The organism is Cytobacillus oceanisediminis 2691 (genome assembly GCF_000294775.2).
In the GTDB taxonomy this organism is placed as follows: Bacteria; Bacillota; Bacilli; order Bacillales; family Cytobacillaceae; genus Cytobacillus; species Cytobacillus pseudoceanisediminis.
The window spans coordinates 3,345,896-3,362,298 of record NZ_CP015506.1 but is presented as its reverse complement, the minus strand read 5'-3'; the positions used below and the strand labels follow the sequence as shown (position 1 = coordinate 3,362,298).

Here is a 16,403-nt window from a genome sequence, read left to right as displayed (position 1 = left end):
GGAAACAGCCGGATATATAAAAAGCAAGGGGAGGTACCCCTTACTTCTATTTTTATACTGATTCTAATGCATCAAGAATTTTAGAAAGCCAATTCATATAAAACTCATTTAACCCTTTATAATGCTCCTGGATCAGGTTCGGAATGACGTCTTGGTAATCATGCTTCACTTCACTTTCTGTCTTCAGATCGGAGATCCAGGATTTAATATGCTCTGCTGCTGCAGGGACTTCGGGTGATTCGATAAATAATAGGGCTGGATAAAGGGAACGAGGTTCAGGCATCCGTTTTTTAAACACCTCAATGATCTCTTCTGAAAGCTGATTTTTTCCTTCTTCAGTAATTTGATAGACAGTGCGGTTTGGCCGGTTATTCACCTGTTCCCGCTTTTCCGCCTGGATCCACTTATGTTTTTCGAGTTTGCGGATGGCATGATATAAATTGCCGTCCGTAACGGGGAATAGCTGATCCCATTTGTGTTCTAAAATAACTTTTTTCATTTCATATGGATGATATTCTTTCTCTTTTAAAAGACCGAGAATCACGATTTGCATGGACATAATAGCAGCTCCTTTTAAATAATTACTTTGTGCAAAGTAGTGAATGATTTATAATAAAGGTGAGGAGGAGATCATATGAATCTAAAGGACAAAGTTGCATTAATTACAGGCGGTGCCGGCGGAATTGGCAAGGGAATAGCTACAGCCATGCTGAAACATGGCGCTAACGTTGTGATTGCAGATATCAACCGGGAAGCCGGAGAAGCGGCTGTAAAGCAATTACGCCAGTTTGGATCGATTCTTTTTATTGAAAAAGACATATCCCGGAAGGAAAATGCCGTAGAGCTTGTGCAGGAGACTATCTCACAGTATGGAAAATTGGATATCCTTGTCAACAACGCGCATGTTTCCAGACAGATGCCATTTGTGAATACAACACTGGAAGACTTTGAATTATCCTTTAATACAGGATTTTACCCTACTGTCCATTTAATGCAAGCCTCATACGAACAGCTTAAGAAAAATAAAGGATTCGTGATTAACTTTGCTTCAGGTGCCGGTATTTCGGGCCAGGTTAACCAGGCTTCCTATGGATCTGCAAAAGAAGCGATTCGCGGTTTGACGCGAACCGTTGCAAATGAGTGGGCTAAGGATCAGATTAATGTGAATTTAATCTCACCAATCGCTTATACTGAAGGCGTGAAAAATTGGAGCGAGAACTTCCCTGATCAATATGAGCAGGTACTCAATGGAATTCCGCTTGGCCGCATGGGGGATCCGGAAAAGGATATTGGGGAAGCGGCTGTATTCTTAAGCAGCGAAAGCAGCTCTTATATTACCGGACAGACAATAATGGTAGACGGCGGAACGCAAAAGTTAACATAAACAAAGAAACTGTCTCCTTGGACAGTTTCTTTGTTTGAGATAGGCTTACCTGCTCTGAAGTTAGTTAATTGTCTGGCTTAAAGACCCTTCCGCTTTTCTATTGTGCAGAAAAGCCGCCGTCAATAACTAATTCTGCTCCTGTAATATATGAAGAATCATCTGAAGCAAGGAACAATACAGCGCGTGCCACGTCATCCGCTTCACCAAGTCTTTGGAGCGGAGTGGCCTGAATTAATCTTTGCAGCACTTCACTGGATTCTGACAGGTTTTCTGTCATTGGCGTTTTAATGACGCCAGGGAAGACGGCGTTAACCCTGATACCGAAACGGCCATACTGTGTGCTTGCCGCTCTGGAGATGGCTCTGACAGCACCTTTTGAAGCAGTGTACGTGTTTGTCCCCATCCCCACCATGGCTGTGTAGCTTGAAATATTCACAACTGCACCGCTTTGCTGTTTGACCATCTGCGGCAATACATGCTTCATTCCTGCAAATGGCCCGAAACCATTTATGCGCATCATAAGATCCCAATCTTCAATGGTCACATCATCCATATGCTTCTCGCTTGAAATGCCGGCATTATTAATAAGAACATCGATTCTTCCATGATCGGCAACGATTTCTTCCACTGCCTTTTTCCAATCATCCTCTGACATGACATTCAGCAATTTGCCTTCCACTGAAACATTTTGGCTGACAGCGTTCAAGAGCTCTTTATTAATGTCCGCTGCAATAACATAAGCGCCTTCTTCGACTAAAAGCTCAGTCATTCGTTTTCCCATTCCAGATGCTCCGCCAGTAACCAATACAATTTTATTATCAAATTTACCCATTACAATTCCCCCTTGATGTATCTTTTTAAAATGCGTTTGCAAATTAAGTATAATCGAAAATATACTTTGCGCAAAGTAATTAGTTCTGGGAAAATAACAAGTTTTAAGGGACATTTCATTATTCTTGATAGAAAGGGAAAGGATTGGTATAATGAATGACAGTCAGTCACTTTAACAAGGAGGATATATACATGCAGGATCGGCCGGATGATAAATACAGTAGAATACTGAACGCTTCTATTGAGGTTATTTCTGAAAAAGGCCTTGAAAAATCCTCGGTATCAGAGATCGTTAAGAAAGCAGGCATTGCTCAGGGAACGTTCTATTTATATTTTTCTTCAAAAAGTGATTTGGTTCCTGCGATCGCCAATTCACTTCTCACCAAAATACTGGATCGGATGAAGAGGAAGGTGCAGGGAGCAGAAAGCTTCTGGAGCACTTTAGATGCCGTCATTGATGAGACCTTTAAGGTTACAGATGAACATAAAGATATCATCGTACTTGTATACTCAGGGCTTGCTGTCAACCATTCCCTGGAAAAATGGGAAGAGGTATACCGGCCATATTACGAATGGCTTGAGGTTGAAATCAGCAAGGCGGTTCAAAAAGAAGAAATTTTACCAGACATTAATGTGAAGTGGACCTCAAGGACCATCATTAACCTTATCGAAAATGCTGCTGAAAGATATTATATTGGCGGCGAGCGGGATGAGTCCCTGACTGTTTATAAGGAAGAGCTTTTTAAATTTATCAGGAAATCATTAATCACGGACTAAAATTATTGGACTGCTTCCAATAATTTTTCTTTAAAGAAAAATGACTGACTGTCATTCATAAGGAGTTGAGAGCAAATGAAATGGATGTTAGTATATACAGCCGGCATCCTTGAAGTGATGTGGGCTTCAGGTTTAAAATATGCAGATTCATTTCTGGAATGGACGATTACCACTGTACTGATAGCAGCAAGCTTTATACTATTGATTCGCTCATATAAAGTAATTCCTGTTGCGGCAGCTTATACCGTATTTGTCGGGATTGGAACTGTAGGCACTTATATTTTAGGTGTGATCATGGGGGAGCCTTTTTCGGTAACTCAAGTATTTTTTCTAGTGATATTATTGGCAGGGATCATTGGCATGAAGACTTTTACGAAACAGGAAAACACTGAAGTGAGAGGTGAATTATAATGGCTTGGGGATTATTGATTCTGGCGGGCATAGAAGAAGTGGTCGCTACAATTGCCATGAAATACATGGATGGAACGAGAAAGAAATGGCCGATCGTTATAATGGCAGTTGGTTTCATTTTCTCTTTCTTCTGTTTATCTATGGCCATGCAAAGGATTCCAGCCGGTGTGGCCTATGCTATTTGGACAGGAGTGGGGAGCATTGGCATTACGCTGGCTGGTTTGTTTTGGTTTAAAGAAAAATTTGGTTATAAGCAATATTTATCCCTGGCATTCATCTTAGTTGGTGTTATTGGACTGGGGATGACATCTTAAGAACTCCTTAGGCTATTAATATCAGAAGCAGACCTTAAAAGTGATGGTCTGTTTTTTTGAAAAAGAAATTAGTTGCAAAATACAACTAAAAGAACTATACTGTAACCAAGAGGTGAAAATAATGGAAAATCTTCGCAGTTTGTTTCAAGTAATGACGCGCCGTTTTGGCTTACTCAATAAAAATTGCTGCAATGTCGGCGGTTGCGATATTTCCCTCATTCAAAGCCATATTCTTTATGAGATTGACAATCAGCATAACCCCTCCATGCAGCAGATTGCAGATACGTTAGGGACGGATATTACTACTTTCAGCAGGCAGGTTCAATCTTTAGTCAAGATGAACTTAGTTAAGAAAACACCGGATCCTGCTGATAAGAGAATCAGTATTCTTTCGCTGACTGCAGAAGGCAAATATATTGCAGGTTCAATAGATCAGGAGATGAATTCATTTTTACATGAGGTTTTTTCACAAATGAATGAGTTTGAAAAAGAAACAGTCATCCGCTCGATTCATTTGTTAAATAATGCAATGGCAAAGTCCAGTGCATGCTGTAAGCCAATACAGGGGTGAATCCCCTGGGTATAATACTTGTATATTGCAAGTAAAAGCAATCAATCCTAATTTGGAGAAAGAGGAGAGAGCATGACGAATCAGAATGATCTTTTTGTTGTCAAAGGGTGCTGCACGTCTAAGAAAGATGTATCAGAAAAGGCGTCGCTAAATAGGGATGATGGAAGAGAGTTGCCTGTGGCTATAATTGGCGCGGGGCCGGTTGGGCTGGCAGCAGCTGCACATCTGGCAAGCAGGGGGCAATCATTTATTTTGCTGGAGTCAGGGAAGCAAGCAGGAGCCAATATTAAAAGCTGGGGTCATATTCGGTTATTCTCACCATGGCGGTACAATATTGATAAAGCGGCTGCCAGGTTATTAAGCGCCAATGGCTGGGTACAGCCGCAGCTGGAAGCTTTGCCTACAGGGGAAGAGCTTGTTGAACACTATCTCAAGCCGCTGTCCAGGTTACCTGAAATAAAGCCTTTCATTCACCTAAATACGAAAGTTTTGTCAGTTGGCAGAAAAGACACCGATAAAATGAAAACCGCAAACCGGGAAAATATTCCCTTTGTTATCCATGCTGAGGAGAATGGAGAGTACAAAACATACGAATCAAAAGCAGTAATAGATGCTGCAGGCACCTGGGGAAATCCTAATCCAGCTTCGTCAAGCGGAATTTGGCTGGCAGAAGAACAGCAGCTGAAGGAGAAAATATATTATGGAATACCCGATATATTAGGGAGTGAGCAGCAGCGCTATAGGAATAAACGGATAGCAGTTGTCGGGGGTGGCCATTCAGCCATTAATGCCTTGCTGGATTTAGCCGAATTGAAAGAGACCTATCCTGAAACAGAGATTCTATGGATTATGAGAAGGAATCAGGTTGAGGATTCCTACGGAGGAGAAGAAAAAGATGCACTTGAAGCACGCGGCCGCCTCGGAAGCAGAATCCGCCAATTGGTTGATAACGGCCAAGTGGAGGCCATTACTCCATTTCGCATCCAGCTGGTCAAAAAGTCAGAAACGGGAATCGGGTTAATAGGCAGCCAAAACGGCAAGCCGGGCAGCCTGGAAGGAATCGATGAAATGATTGTCAATACAGGAAGCCGTCCGGATTTTGCAATGATAAACGAACTCCGTACTTCTATAGATTCTGCAACTGAAAGTGTAGAAGCTTTGGCACCATTAATTGATCCTAATATTCATAGCTGCGGTACAGTTCGCCCCCATGGAGAAAAGGAGTTAAGACAGCCTGAGAAGAATTTTTATATCGTGGGTTCAAAAAGCTATGGCCGTGCTCCAACCTTCTTGATGGCGACAGGCTATGAGCAGGTTAGGTCAGTGGCAGCTTATCTAAGCGGTGATTTCGCCGCTTCTGAAAAAGTGGAACTCGATTTGCCGGAAACGGGTGTTTGCAGCGTTAATCTAAAAAGTTCCTGTGATGAACCTGCTTCTACTTGCTGCAATTAAATAAAGGGGAGAATTAGTTCCCTAATAAAGGTGATGCCAATGACCATCAATCATGCTGGATCGCTCAAAAAAGAATATTTTATTTCATATATGAAATTACTCATGAATGCATTTGGATGTTCTGTTGAGGAAGCCAAAGATAGAACCTTTGAAAGGCTGTTTCGATTGCGCGAAAGTGAAATGGGGCAGGAAACGTATACACAATTTCTTTTGGCTTATCGGGATTTAATGAACCATCCCAATGATTAAGAAAACTCCGGAGAGGATGAATCATGGTGACTATTAAAGATCAATTATCTTCAAAGCCTATTATAATAGTCGCCGTCGTCACAGCTTTAAGTCTATTAGGAGATTCCATGCTTTATATTGCCTTGCCTGTCTATTGGGAAACTGCAGGCCTTGATTCAATTTGGCAAGTGGGTGTGCTCCTATCCATAAACCGTTTCATACGATTGCCTTTTAATCCAATTGCAGGCTGGATATATAAACATATTTCATTAAAGGCTGGCCTGATCGTTGCTGTTCTGTTAGGCGGATTCACAACGATTGGTTATGGTGTTTTCGAAGGATTTGCGGCATGGGTGATCCTCCGTGCATTATGGGGGATTGCCTGGTCATTTTTTCGAATAGGCGGATTATCAGCTGTTGCCGTATATGCGGATAACAATAAGCGGGGAAGTTCCATGGGGTTATATAACGGGCTTTACCGTACAGGAAGCCTGGTTGGAATGCTGATTGGGGGCTTGTTCGTTCCGGTTATAGGTTTGAGCACGGTTTCAATTGCATTTGGGTTTTTGTCCCTATTGGGGCTGCCTTTAATGCTGATTTCTAAAATAAATCAGGATGTGAAAACTCCTGAAAAGAAAGATAGAATGGCTAAAGAGACGCCTTTCATTGGAAAGGCCGGATATAAAGCATCGATAATTGTTTCAGGCTTTCTAATTGCCATGTTATATCAAGGAATAGTGACATCCACACTTAGTTCCTTGATTGAACATTTTTACGGAGAGAATATATCAATATGGAATGTGGTTGTCAGTGTTACATTATTATCAGGCATCATTCAAGCGGTAAGGTGGACATGGGAACCTTTTCTGGGAAGGACAGTGGGGCATTGGTCTGATGGAGCGCGTGGGAGGCTGCCGATTTTTATTGTGTCCCTGATTTTTGCAGGGGTTGTCTTTGGCATGGTATCCATTAGACTTCCATTAGAGCTGTGGATAGCCGTTACTCTTTTAGTAATGGCCGGTGCTACTATTTTATCTACCATTCTGGACACGATTGCACTGGACACAGCAAAGACTGCAAACATTGTATCTTTCCTTACGATATACTCAATCTCTCAAGATATGGGGGCAGCTTTAGGCCCGGCGCTTAGTTACATATTAATACAGTTAGAGGCGGGTTTTACATTTTTATATTGGGGCGGTTCGATCATACTGATTATTTTAGCAGCGATTTGGATGTTGTTAGCAAAGAGGTTAAACACATGTATAAAAAAAGAGATCTATGAATCTTATTAGCGGGGGACCAGAAATGATAAGTGAAACTGTTATTCGTGAAGCCAGAAAGACAGATTTAGAGGATATTCTGGAGATTTATAATCAGGGAATAGAAGATCGCATCGCTACATTGGAAACAGAGGCAAAAGATCTTTCCTATATGACAAACTGGTTTGAACAGCATCAAGGCCGATATAGTGTGCTTGCCGCTGAAGAAGGGGATCAAGTGATTGGCTGGGCTTCCTTGAATCCGTATAGCAGCCGCTGTGCTTATGATGGAGTGGCAGATCTATCAGTCTATATCTCCAGAGCATTCAGGGGCAAGGGAGCAGGCGGGAAGCTGCTTTCTGCTCTCGAAATGAAAGCAAGAGAAAACAAGTTTCATAAGCTGGTTTTGTTTACTTTTCCATTTAATGGACTTGGACAGGGACTGTACAAGAAAATGGGGTATCGTGAAGTAGGCATATTTCAAAACCAGGGTGTTTTGGATGGAGAGTTTGTCGATGTGATGGCTATGGAAAAACTGCTTTAATTAAAGGTGCGGCTATTGGTTTAGCCGTTTTTTTGTGGGCTTTTTCTTAAAAGTTCGGAGGGGGAAGAGGTTCAGACAGGGTTTCCCGGATTTCCTGTTTATCTGTCCGAAGGAACGGAGTGCTATCTATAGTCAGCTCTTCATAGTAAAATCCCCTTGTTCGAAAAAGCCTTAAGTAAGGCAACCGCACAAAAAAACGGCTCTGTTCCAATAAGCTCTTTTGTCAAAACCAGCAAACCAAAATGAATGCAGCTGAAGTAAAAAAAGCCAACTATATGTGTAAAGTTTTTGTAAATAAGAAAAAAAGCATTTACTTATATAAGTAAATTATTATATATTAATATGTGCAAAGCGGGGGTGAAAAGATCGTGAAAGTGTCCACAGTTGAAATCGACAAAGCATCATCCATTTTAAAATTATTAGGCGATAAAACACGGCTCACAATGGTCAAACTTTTAAAAAACCATGATTGCTGTGTGTGTGAGTTTGTGGAAATTTTTAAAATGAGCCAGCCGGCCATTAGCCAGCATCTCAGGAAACTAAAAGATGCAGGTGTGGTAAGGGAAACCAGAAGAGGTCAGTGGATTATTTATTCATTGAATCAGGATAGTGAATACTATACTTTGGTTCAGACTGTGCTCGATCACCTTCCAAGCCAAGATTATTTATTAGAAAAATTGAAAGAACAGGGTTTGCGAATTTCCTGTGAGTAAGAGGGGGGAACACATTGACTCAAATAATTTTAGCGTCGGTGATTTTCTTGGTCACCCTCATATTAGTCATTTGGCAGCCAAAAGGGCTATCCATCGGCTGGTCAGCATGCGGTGGAGCCATCCTGGCCTTAATTGCGGGTGTGGTTGACTTCCATGATGTTATAGATGTTACTTCAATTGTCTGGAATGCGACATTAACTTTTATTGCCATCATCATTATATCTCTTATTTTAGATGAAATCGGGTTTTTCGAGTGGGCCGCTTTACATATGGCGAGAGCGGCAAAGGGCAGCGGAGTGAAGATGTTCATTTACGTGTCCGTTTTGGGAGCGGTTGTCGCAGCATTCTTTGCGAATGATGGAGCGGCACTCATTCTCACGCCAATCGTCCTCGCAATGGTCCGGAACCTTCAATTTGAAGAAAAATTGGTTTTTCCGTTTATCATTGCGAGCGGATTTATTGCGGATACAACGTCCCTGCCATTGGTTGTCAGCAACCTTGTCAATATCGTCTCAGCTGACTTTTTTGGCATCGGCTTTGTGGAATATGCGTCCCGCATGATTATTCCGAACTTCTTTTCGCTGGCAGCCAGCATTTTAGTCTTATTCCTATACTTTAGAAAAAGCATACCAAAAAATTATGATTTATCTCATTTGAAGGAACCGGCGGAAGCAGTTCGGGACAGCAAAATGTTCCGATTGTCCTGGCTTGTTTTAGGCATCTTATTAATTGGTTATTTTGCAAGTGAATGGATTGGTGTCCCCGTTTCATTCATTGCAGGCATTATAACTATTTTCTTCCTGATTATGGCGCGAAGAAGCCCGGCTGTGAATACGCGTACTGTCATCAAGGGTGCTCCATGGGCGATCGTTTTCTTTTCAATTGGCATGTATGTTGTGGTTTACGGATTAAGAAATGCGGGTCTTACAAATATATTGGCAGACTTAATTCAAATGACAGCGGACCAGGGACTATTTGCAGCCACGATCGGAATGGGATTCATTGCGGCCATCCTTTCATCTGTCATGAACAATATGCCAACCGTTATGATTGATGCCCTGGCCATTGCTGATACGAATACAAGCGGACTCATGCGTGAAGCCCTTATTTATGCGAACGTGATTGGATCTGATTTAGGCCCGAAAATCACGCCGATTGGTTCCCTGGCAACCTTGCTATGGCTTCATGTATTGTCCCTAAAGGGAGTAAAAATCTCATGGGGAACGTATTTTAAAACAGGGATTGTATTAACCATTCCAACATTATTTATAACATTAGCCGGTCTATATATTTGGCTGCAGATCCTTTAAAAAACTTACCTAAAAGGAGAAATTCAACATGACTAAAAAAACAATCTACTTCCTATGCACAGGCAACTCATGCCGCAGCCAGATGGCAGAAGGATGGGCCAAGCAGCATCTAGGTGATGAATGGAAGGTTTATAGTGCGGGGATCGAAGCACATGGTTTGAATCCTAACGCTGTAAAAGCAATGAAAGAAGCAGGAATTGATATTTCCAATCAGACTTCTGATATCATAGATCCTGAGATTCTGAATCATGCTGATTTGGTTGTAACGCTTTGCGGAGACGCAGCTGATAAATGCCCGATGACACCTCCTTATGTGAAGCGGGAGCACTGGGGATTTGATGACCCTGCAAAAGCAGAAGGAACAGAAGCAGAAAAATGGGCTTTTTTCCAGCGTGTCCGTGATGAAATTGGCAGCCGCATTAAAACATTTGCCGAAACAGGAAAGTAAATAATATACTAAAAAACATTCAAGGGAGGGAACAAACATGATAATCACAGACAATGCGCGTGATGAATTAAGAAAAATGCTGGAAGAACAAAATGCCAGCAGCATTCGCATCTTTTTTGATGGCTATGGCTGAGGACAGCCAAGAATAGGACTGGCTCTGGATGAGCCGGCAGCAGATGATATTATTGTCACAATCAATGAAATCAAAGTAGCAATTGACCCTATTATTGAACCAAACACCGAAGACCTTGTTTTAGAGCGAAGCGGAAACGGAAGCGGGATTTCGATGATCGGGAATACGGGAAGATGCTGTTAGAAATAGGACCTTTAGGGTCCTTTTTTATTTTCTTTAAGAGATAGGTGAAATCGGATCAAAAACCCAAGCTGCAGGAGGAATTTAGCACATTCTTGCGGAACTTAGTCATAGCATCGAAGTAAAAGAAGGAGCAAATAAACCCATGAATAAAAATGAAATAAAGGCTATTGTTGACTGCATGGCTGCGGGCAAAATGGCATATGAAGTACAGATGGTTCAGACGAGGCATCGCATAAAGCTTGTGGATTTCTGGGGTATAAAAGCTGAAAGCCAAATTCTTGAAATCGGATGCGGACAGGGAGATACAACCGCGGTGCTGGCTGCCTATGCTGGTGAAAAGGGATTTGTACATGGGATTGATTCGGCTTCACCTGAATACGGGAGTCCGGTTTCACTCGGTGAATCGGCTGAATACCTGAACCAATCCAAAGTCGGCAAGCAGATCAAAATAGATTTTAATTTAGATATTTTAGCTGAGAATGTGGAATTTCAGGAAAACTTCTATGATTATATCGTATTCTCCCACTGTTCATGGTACACGAAATCTTCTGCCGAGCTTTTAAGGATCCTCGAAAAGGTGAAAAAATGGGGAAAGCAGCTTTGTTTTGCAGAATGGAACACCGATATAAACACAATCGAACAATATCCGCATTTATTATCGATCCTCATTCAGGCACAATATGAAGCCTTTAAACAAGAAAGTGATTCTAATGTGAGAACCCTGCTGACTCCTGGCGATTTGAGGGATATTGCTGAACAAGCAGGATGGCGAATCATTAAAGATTCTAACATAGATTCCCCTGATTTGCAGGACGGCCTTTGGGAAATAGATAAGGTGCTGACGGACTTTAACGATGAAATAAAGGGGATAAAGAATTTGCCTGAGAAATTAACAGATCTCCTGCAATCCGAGGTTTCGATGCTGAAAACGGTAGCAGAATCAACAGAAGTTAAGCCTCTATCTGTATATAGCTTTATAGCTGAATAGCTGACTAAAAAAGCCATGCAGCCCCAAAGAGGACTGCATGGCTCTTTTAACTCAGCGTTCCGAAGTTTTTTCAGTCAAAAAGGTAATCGCCACAAACAGTGCAAAGGCCAGCAGCAGCAAGGTTCCGCCAACGATGAAGAATACCAGAACAAAGGTATCCCCTAAATTAAACGGATTTAATGTGTACATCCACATTCCGATTGTCAATCCGAGTGCTCCTGCCATTCCAAGTATGCTGTGAATGGCAACGAGCTTTTTATATTTTACTCGGTATACTTTATAAAAGATTCCCCATGCAAATACGGAAAGCCATCCTACGAGCAGGATGTGGGCATGAATAGGCCTTAAAGAATAATCCATTTGCCCGGACATATGCGATCCAAGGTAGGTCCCGATAATGCCAAAGATGGCTGCAAATCTTATTAATCTGATGCTCCATTTTTGTTCCATAGTTTTTTATTCCTCCCGATGTTTCTCCCTGAAAAATGTAATGGTAAAGGTGGTTCCTTTGCCAGCCTGGCTGACTGCCCTGATTTCCCCAGTATGCAGTTCAATAATCTGTTTCACAATCGAAAGCCCGAGTCCTGTGCCATCTTTTTTTCTTGCTGAGTCCACCCGGTAAAATCGGTCGAAAATCTGGCTGATCGCATCCTCGGATATTCCGGTCCCGGTGTCTTTAAAAACAACTTCAATCGATGATTCAGTTTGAGACAGGCTGATTAAAATACTTCCGCCATGAGAGTTATATTTTATCGCATTCGTCAGCAGGTTGTCCCAGATATTCACCAAGAGCTCCGGATCTCCCTTGAAAATGACAGGCGCAAGCTTGTAGGAAACCTCAATCTCTTTTTCTTCCAGCCGCCATTGATGTCTGCGGATGGTTTCCTTGATCTGATCGTCCAATTTCACATCCGAAAGCTTCATCGGATACGATTTCTGGTCAAGAGAAGTCAAAAGCAAAAGCTGTTTGGTCAGATTGGAGAGCCGCTTCGACTCCTGATCGATAATCTGTACATATTCGAAGTGTTCTTCGGCAGACAATTTCTGTGTCTGCAGAAGTTCTGCATACCCTTGAATATTCATAAGAGGGGACTGAAAGTCATGAGATACATTGTTGATGAATGACTTGCGGGCCTCGTCATTGTGCTGCAGCTGTTCCTGCATGCGGCTGAAGCTTTCTGCCAGCTGTCCGATTTCATCCCTGCGGGCAATATTCAGCGGGAAGTTAAAATTCTCCCGTGTGATTTCCCTGGTGGCTTCCGTCAGTTTTGTTATCGGCTTAATGAGATGCTTGGCGAACCAAATTACTCCGGTGATGCTGACAACGGCAATGGCGACAAAGAACCATGCGAATATCATATGAATGTCCGAGAAAAGAAGCTTATTATTCGGGCGAAGGAATAGCCCGTAATTCTGATCGTTCATGGTAAAGGGGACACCGACGGTATTTTCAAGATCGTTTGAAAAATGCCCCATCAGCAGAAATTGGCCTGCAAAACTATCCATCCCATGATAAACTTCCTGATCGGTCAGCACTTTGGCAGCTTCCTCGGGCAATTCGGTCTTATTAAACGACTGCCCGAAGAATTCCCCTTCACCCGATTCCGTCACGATATAGAGCTGATAGCCGAGCTTGCTCATGGAATTTAAGTAAGTTTCATAAGCAGGACCAGAGGAATGCATATTTTCCAGGCCATGAGCAATTTCCTCTGCAATCACAACATTTTGCCGGTCGATTTTCCCCTTTGTCGAAGTCATATAGACCCAATTGGTTAAAATGAAGGAAAGCACGATGCTTATGGCTAGAATCACAATTGTGGCTACAATGAATTTCCGGTATAGGGTTTTCATTTTATTTCCTCAAGCTTATAACCGATACCGCGAACAGTCTGGATTTCAACGGTTGCGCCATATTTTTTCAAACGATCGCGAATTCGGTTGATATGGGTATTTAAAGTTTGTTCGCTGCCCTCGTAATCCGATCCCCAAGCCTGTTCGATCAATGCAGCCCGCTGTGTGATTTTACTTTTTCGTGCCGAAAGTAAGCTCAGCAGCTCAAATTCCTTTAATGGAAAAAGGATGGTCTCCTGATTGATTTCCACTTCAAAGCTTTTTCTGTCCATTAACAGGTTTCCGGCTTTGATGACTGTTTCCATTGCCCGCTCAGCCCTTCTTAACACCACGGCTACCCGGAAAAGGAGCTCCTTCACTTCAAACGGCTTTACAATATAATCTTCAGATCCGGATAAGAAGCCTTGTTCCTTATCACCCAGCTGCCCCTTCGCCGTTAAGAGTATAACAGGGATTCCGAAGTCATTAGTCAGAAGCCTGGTGAGTTCGAAACCGTCCATACCAGGCATCATGACATCGACAACTGCTAAATCTGCGGTTTGTTCTTCTAAAAGTGCTAGTGCTTCTTGTGCATTGTTTGCGCGCAGGACTTGATAGCCTTCACGATTTAGATGGATTGTGACGAGTTTCTGTATATTCACATCATCGTCTACGACAAGTATCTTCATATCAGGGCCACCTCACAGAGGAATAGGGAGGGGACCCTCTCTCTATTCCGATATTTTTTGCCGGGAAGTCTCCTTGTCTTTTTCAAAAAACAGAATTAATGCTGGAAGCAGCATCCCCCTAACAAGGAAGGTATCAATCAATATTCCCATGGCAACAATGAATCCAAAAACGAATAAGTCCGCTATCGGCATGGTCATCAGGGCAGCAAATGTAGCAGCCAGAATGAGGCCGGCAGAAGAAATGACGCCTCCGGTATTCCGGATGGCAATTTCAAGAGCGTTCTTGACTCTATGTGTCTTCCTTTCCTCGATAAACCTTGAAACAAGAATGATGTTATAGTCAATCCCCAATGCTACAAGGAAAATGAATGAATAGACAGGAACACGGGAACTGATGGATTCAAAGCCGAATAATACATCAACAAGGAATATCCCCAGTCCTAAAGCTGAGACAAATGAGAGCAGAATGGTTGCCATCATGTAGATCGGCATCTTTACAGATTTCGTAAGCGCAAATAACAGCGCAAGAATCAGAACCGTCTCAAGCAGAACAATTTTTATTATATCACCGTTGTTGATATCCTGTTCGTCCACTATTTTCGCAGTGACCCCGCTGTAGTAAGATTCAGCTTCCAAACCGGCTTCTTTCAGCAGCTCCGGTGTGTCGTCACGCAAATTTTCCATAAAGGCTATGGCTTCAGTCGAATAGGGATTAATGGATAAAGCGACACTCATTTTAGCTGCCTTGCCGTCTTCAGAAAGTGCTGACAGGCGGACAGAAGCAATTTCATCAAATCCCTGCAGCTTCTCAGTTATCGCACTGGCATCTGTTTCATCCAATTTTTGATTACTGACAACCAGAAGTGTCGAAGGAGCCAGTTCTCCTTTGTCAAATCTGGATTCTACTATTTCATAGCCGACACGGGATGGCAGGTCATCCGGAAATTTTTTAACCATATCAAATTCATAATCAAGGTTAAAGATATTAAGCGCTGTGATGAGCATAAAAATGCCGACCATTCCGCCTGAGAGGCCAGGCTTGTTCACCACGAATCTGGCAAGCGGTCCCCAGACTTTATGTTTAACTTCCGTTTCCGTTCCGTACTGAGGAACTTTCGGCCAAAAAGCCTTACGCCCGAACAGGGTGAATAAAGCAGGAACCAGCGTTACGGACGCGAGCATGATAAAAAACATGGCTGTTCCAAAAATAGGAGCAAAGTTCTGATAATCCCGGAAATCCGCGAAGAACAGAACCAGCATGGCAGCAAGAACGGTTCCGCCCGCAAAGAACACAGGCTCGCCTGTTGCGCGCATCGCATGCTTCATCGCTATATATTTGTTTTCGTAATGGTTGAGCTCCTCCCGATAACGGGAGAATACAAATAATGAATAATCAATGACAGCAGCAAACAGCAAAATACTCATAATCGAGGTTGTCTGGTTATTAACCTCAAGTCCGCCAGCACCCATCAAAGCTATACTCTGGTTTACGACCTGGTAGACAATCGCCGTTGCCAGAAGCGGTATGACTGCAAGCAATGGTGAGCGGTAAATCGCTATAAGCAAAACAAGAATGATAAGAACGGTGGCAATCAGGAGAACAAAGTCCGCCTGTTCAAAAAGTTTAACCGTGTCTCCCGCTATCCCCGCTGGGCCAGTGATATAAAATGCAGTACTCTCGAGATCCTCTGCAATGTTATTGCCAGCTTCAGAAGCAAGGTCGTTAATTTCGGCATACTGGTCATTGCCAAGCCCGTTCTCAAGCTCCATCGGCACAATCATCGTGGACTTATCTTTAGAAATGAAAGAACCTAAGGCTTGAGGGGGAAGCTTGCTGATATCGATAATCGTCTTGATTCCATCGATGTCCTCAAGCGTGATCCCTTCTAATATCTGTTTAGCTTCTTCGATATCAACCTCGCCATTTTCATTATGGAAAACCAGGATGCCCGGAGTTCCTTGTTTGTTTGGAAAATATTCCTCGGTTTTATTTTCGGCAATAATGGATTTCGCCTCATCAGGAAGTGACTGGAAATTATTTGTTTTATAATCGCCAAGCTTTGGACCTGCACTTAAGCCAATCATCAGCACAAGCCAGGCAATAATGGTAATCCACATCCCCCGTTTGGTGGAAACCCAATCTGTAATCGAATGCAGCAGTTTTTTCACATGAATGCCTCCTTAACTTATTTCAATGCCTATCTTACAAAAGGAAAATAAACTTAAGATCAACTTTTGTTTACAGTTGAATGGTGAAGGCACAAGGTGATGATTTAGCATTAACAAGCATATTGGATAAAGTATGAAAAAAATCTTTTTGCAGAAAATAGCCATA

At 42.5% G+C, this 16,403-nt stretch carries 19 protein-coding genes; 13 read left to right on the top strand and 6 right to left on the bottom strand.

What is annotated here, in order from left to right:
- Positions 1-52: 52 nt before the first annotated feature.
- Entirely contained in the window at positions 53-559 is a 507-nt protein-coding gene (locus A361_RS16870; protein ID WP_019382358.1) for a PadR family transcriptional regulator, read from the bottom strand.
- A 75-nt stretch (positions 560-634) separates the two neighbouring features.
- Between A361_RS16870 and A361_RS16865 the strand changes: the two genes are divergently transcribed.
- A complete protein-coding gene (locus A361_RS16865) occupies positions 635-1,384 on the top strand; it encodes an SDR family NAD(P)-dependent oxidoreductase (protein ID WP_009333747.1) in 750 nt (249 codons plus the stop codon).
- Between the two features lie 97 nt (positions 1,385-1,481).
- Here A361_RS16865 and A361_RS16860 read toward each other — a convergent pair whose 3' ends face one another.
- On the bottom strand, positions 1,482-2,216 hold the full coding sequence (locus A361_RS16860; protein ID WP_009333748.1) for an SDR family NAD(P)-dependent oxidoreductase: 735 nt from the start codon (positions 2,214-2,216) through the stop codon (positions 1,482-1,484).
- Between the two features lie 191 nt (positions 2,217-2,407).
- On the opposite strand from A361_RS16860, the gene A361_RS16855 reads away from it, so the two are divergent.
- The 12 genes from A361_RS16855 (at position 2,408) to A361_RS16800 (ending at position 11,549) form a co-directional block, all read left to right on the top strand.
- Positions 2,408-2,992: a TetR family transcriptional regulator gene (locus A361_RS16855; RefSeq protein WP_009333749.1), complete on the top strand. Its 585-nt coding sequence runs from the start codon at positions 2,408-2,410 to the stop codon at positions 2,990-2,992.
- 75 nt (positions 2,993-3,067) lie between these two features.
- Positions 3,068-3,403 (top strand): DMT family transporter, encoded by a 336-nt coding sequence (locus A361_RS16850; RefSeq protein WP_019382357.1) that lies wholly within the window; start codon positions 3,068-3,070, stop codon positions 3,401-3,403.
- Complete coding sequence (locus A361_RS16845) at positions 3,403-3,717, top strand: DMT family transporter (protein ID WP_009333751.1); 315 nt, start codon at positions 3,403-3,405, stop codon at positions 3,715-3,717. The genes A361_RS16850 and A361_RS16845 overlap by 1 nt, the downstream gene beginning before the upstream one ends.
- A gap of 121 nt (positions 3,718-3,838) precedes the next feature.
- On the top strand, positions 3,839-4,288 hold the full coding sequence (locus A361_RS16840; RefSeq protein WP_019382356.1) for a MarR family winged helix-turn-helix transcriptional regulator: 450 nt from the start codon (positions 3,839-3,841) through the stop codon (positions 4,286-4,288).
- Positions 4,289-4,360: 72 nt separating this feature from the next.
- On the top strand, positions 4,361-5,740 hold the full coding sequence (locus A361_RS16835; RefSeq protein WP_019382355.1) for an FAD-dependent oxidoreductase: 1,380 nt from the start codon (positions 4,361-4,363) through the stop codon (positions 5,738-5,740).
- Between the two features lie 39 nt (positions 5,741-5,779).
- Positions 5,780-5,989 (top strand): hypothetical protein, encoded by a 210-nt coding sequence (locus A361_RS16830; protein ID WP_019382354.1) that lies wholly within the window; start codon positions 5,780-5,782, stop codon positions 5,987-5,989.
- Between the two features lie 23 nt (positions 5,990-6,012).
- Positions 6,013-7,263, top strand: coding sequence for an MFS transporter (locus A361_RS16825; RefSeq protein ID WP_019382353.1), 1,251 nt, complete (start codon positions 6,013-6,015; stop codon positions 7,261-7,263).
- A 13-nt stretch (positions 7,264-7,276) separates the two neighbouring features.
- Complete coding sequence (locus A361_RS16820) at positions 7,277-7,774, top strand: arsinothricin resistance N-acetyltransferase ArsN1 family A (RefSeq protein ID WP_026041746.1); 498 nt, start codon at positions 7,277-7,279, stop codon at positions 7,772-7,774.
- A gap of 368 nt (positions 7,775-8,142) precedes the next feature.
- Entirely contained in the window at positions 8,143-8,487 is a 345-nt protein-coding gene (locus tag A361_RS16815; RefSeq protein WP_019382351.1) for an ArsR/SmtB family transcription factor, read from the top strand.
- A gap of 14 nt (positions 8,488-8,501) precedes the next feature.
- Positions 8,502-9,797: an arsenical efflux pump membrane protein ArsB gene (locus A361_RS16810; protein ID WP_019382350.1), complete on the top strand. Its 1,296-nt coding sequence runs from the start codon at positions 8,502-8,504 to the stop codon at positions 9,795-9,797.
- A 28-nt stretch (positions 9,798-9,825) separates the two neighbouring features.
- Positions 9,826-10,245: an arsenate reductase (thioredoxin) gene (gene arsC / locus A361_RS16805; protein ID WP_019382349.1), complete on the top strand. Its 420-nt coding sequence runs from the start codon at positions 9,826-9,828 to the stop codon at positions 10,243-10,245.
- Positions 10,246-10,703: 458 nt separating this feature from the next.
- On the top strand, positions 10,704-11,549 hold the full coding sequence (locus tag A361_RS16800) for a class I SAM-dependent methyltransferase (protein ID WP_019382347.1): 846 nt from the start codon (positions 10,704-10,706) through the stop codon (positions 11,547-11,549).
- Between the two features lie 51 nt (positions 11,550-11,600).
- Here the strand turns inward: A361_RS16800 and A361_RS16795 are convergent, their stop codons facing one another.
- From A361_RS16795 to A361_RS16780, 4 genes are read right to left on the bottom strand one after another with little or no spacing between them, the layout of a single operon-like run.
- Positions 11,601-11,999 carry a hypothetical protein gene (locus A361_RS16795; RefSeq protein WP_009333761.1) on the bottom strand — a complete coding sequence of 133 codons (399 nt, stop codon included), beginning with the start codon at positions 11,997-11,999 and terminating at the stop codon, positions 11,601-11,603.
- Positions 12,000-12,005: 6 nt separating this feature from the next.
- Positions 12,006-13,400, bottom strand: a complete 1,395-nt coding sequence (locus A361_RS16790) for a sensor histidine kinase (RefSeq protein ID WP_019382346.1) — start codon at positions 13,398-13,400, stop codon at positions 12,006-12,008.
- A complete protein-coding gene (locus A361_RS16785) occupies positions 13,397-14,068 on the bottom strand; it encodes a response regulator transcription factor (protein ID WP_019382345.1) in 672 nt (223 codons plus the stop codon). Before A361_RS16785 ends, A361_RS16790 begins: the two co-directional genes overlap by 4 nt.
- Before the next feature lie 42 nt (positions 14,069-14,110).
- Positions 14,111-16,237, bottom strand: coding sequence for an MMPL family transporter (locus A361_RS16780; RefSeq protein WP_019382344.1), 2,127 nt, complete (start codon positions 16,235-16,237; stop codon positions 14,111-14,113).
- Between the last annotated feature and the right edge of the window lie 166 nt (positions 16,238-16,403).

Excerpts from the sequence above, each read along its gene's own strand:
- A361_RS16835 (WP_019382355.1), top strand. The coding sequence starts at position 4,361 with ATGACGAATCAGAATGATCTTTTTGTTGTCAAAGGGTGCTGCACGTCT.
- A361_RS16865 (WP_009333747.1), top strand. The coding sequence starts at position 635 with ATGAATCTAAAGGACAAAGTTGCATTAATTACAGGCGGTGCCGGCGGA.
- A361_RS16795 (WP_009333761.1), bottom strand. The coding sequence starts at position 11,999 with ATGGAACAAAAATGGAGCATCAGATTAATAAGATTTGCAGCCATCTTT.
- A361_RS16840 (WP_019382356.1), top strand. The coding sequence starts at position 3,839 with ATGGAAAATCTTCGCAGTTTGTTTCAAGTAATGACGCGCCGTTTTGGC.
- A361_RS16785 (WP_019382345.1), bottom strand. The coding sequence starts at position 14,068 with ATGAAGATACTTGTCGTAGACGATGATGTGAATATACAGAAACTCGTC.
- arsC (WP_019382349.1), top strand. The coding sequence starts at position 9,826 with ATGACTAAAAAAACAATCTACTTCCTATGCACAGGCAACTCATGCCGC.
- A361_RS16855 (WP_009333749.1), top strand. The coding sequence starts at position 2,408 with ATGCAGGATCGGCCGGATGATAAATACAGTAGAATACTGAACGCTTCT.
- A361_RS16830 (WP_019382354.1), top strand. The coding sequence starts at position 5,780 with ATGACCATCAATCATGCTGGATCGCTCAAAAAAGAATATTTTATTTCA.
- A361_RS16800 (WP_019382347.1), top strand. The coding sequence starts at position 10,704 with ATGAATAAAAATGAAATAAAGGCTATTGTTGACTGCATGGCTGCGGGC.
- A361_RS16825 (WP_019382353.1), top strand. The coding sequence starts at position 6,013 with ATGGTGACTATTAAAGATCAATTATCTTCAAAGCCTATTATAATAGTC.
- A361_RS16870 (WP_019382358.1), bottom strand. The coding sequence starts at position 559 with ATGTCCATGCAAATCGTGATTCTCGGTCTTTTAAAAGAGAAAGAATAT.
- A361_RS16845 (WP_009333751.1), top strand. The coding sequence starts at position 3,403 with ATGGCTTGGGGATTATTGATTCTGGCGGGCATAGAAGAAGTGGTCGCT.
- A361_RS16820 (WP_026041746.1), top strand. The coding sequence starts at position 7,277 with ATGATAAGTGAAACTGTTATTCGTGAAGCCAGAAAGACAGATTTAGAG.
- A361_RS16790 (WP_019382346.1), bottom strand. The coding sequence starts at position 13,400 with ATGAAAACCCTATACCGGAAATTCATTGTAGCCACAATTGTGATTCTA.
- A361_RS16860 (WP_009333748.1), bottom strand. The coding sequence starts at position 2,216 with ATGGGTAAATTTGATAATAAAATTGTATTGGTTACTGGCGGAGCATCT.
- A361_RS16850 (WP_019382357.1), top strand. The coding sequence starts at position 3,068 with ATGAAATGGATGTTAGTATATACAGCCGGCATCCTTGAAGTGATGTGG.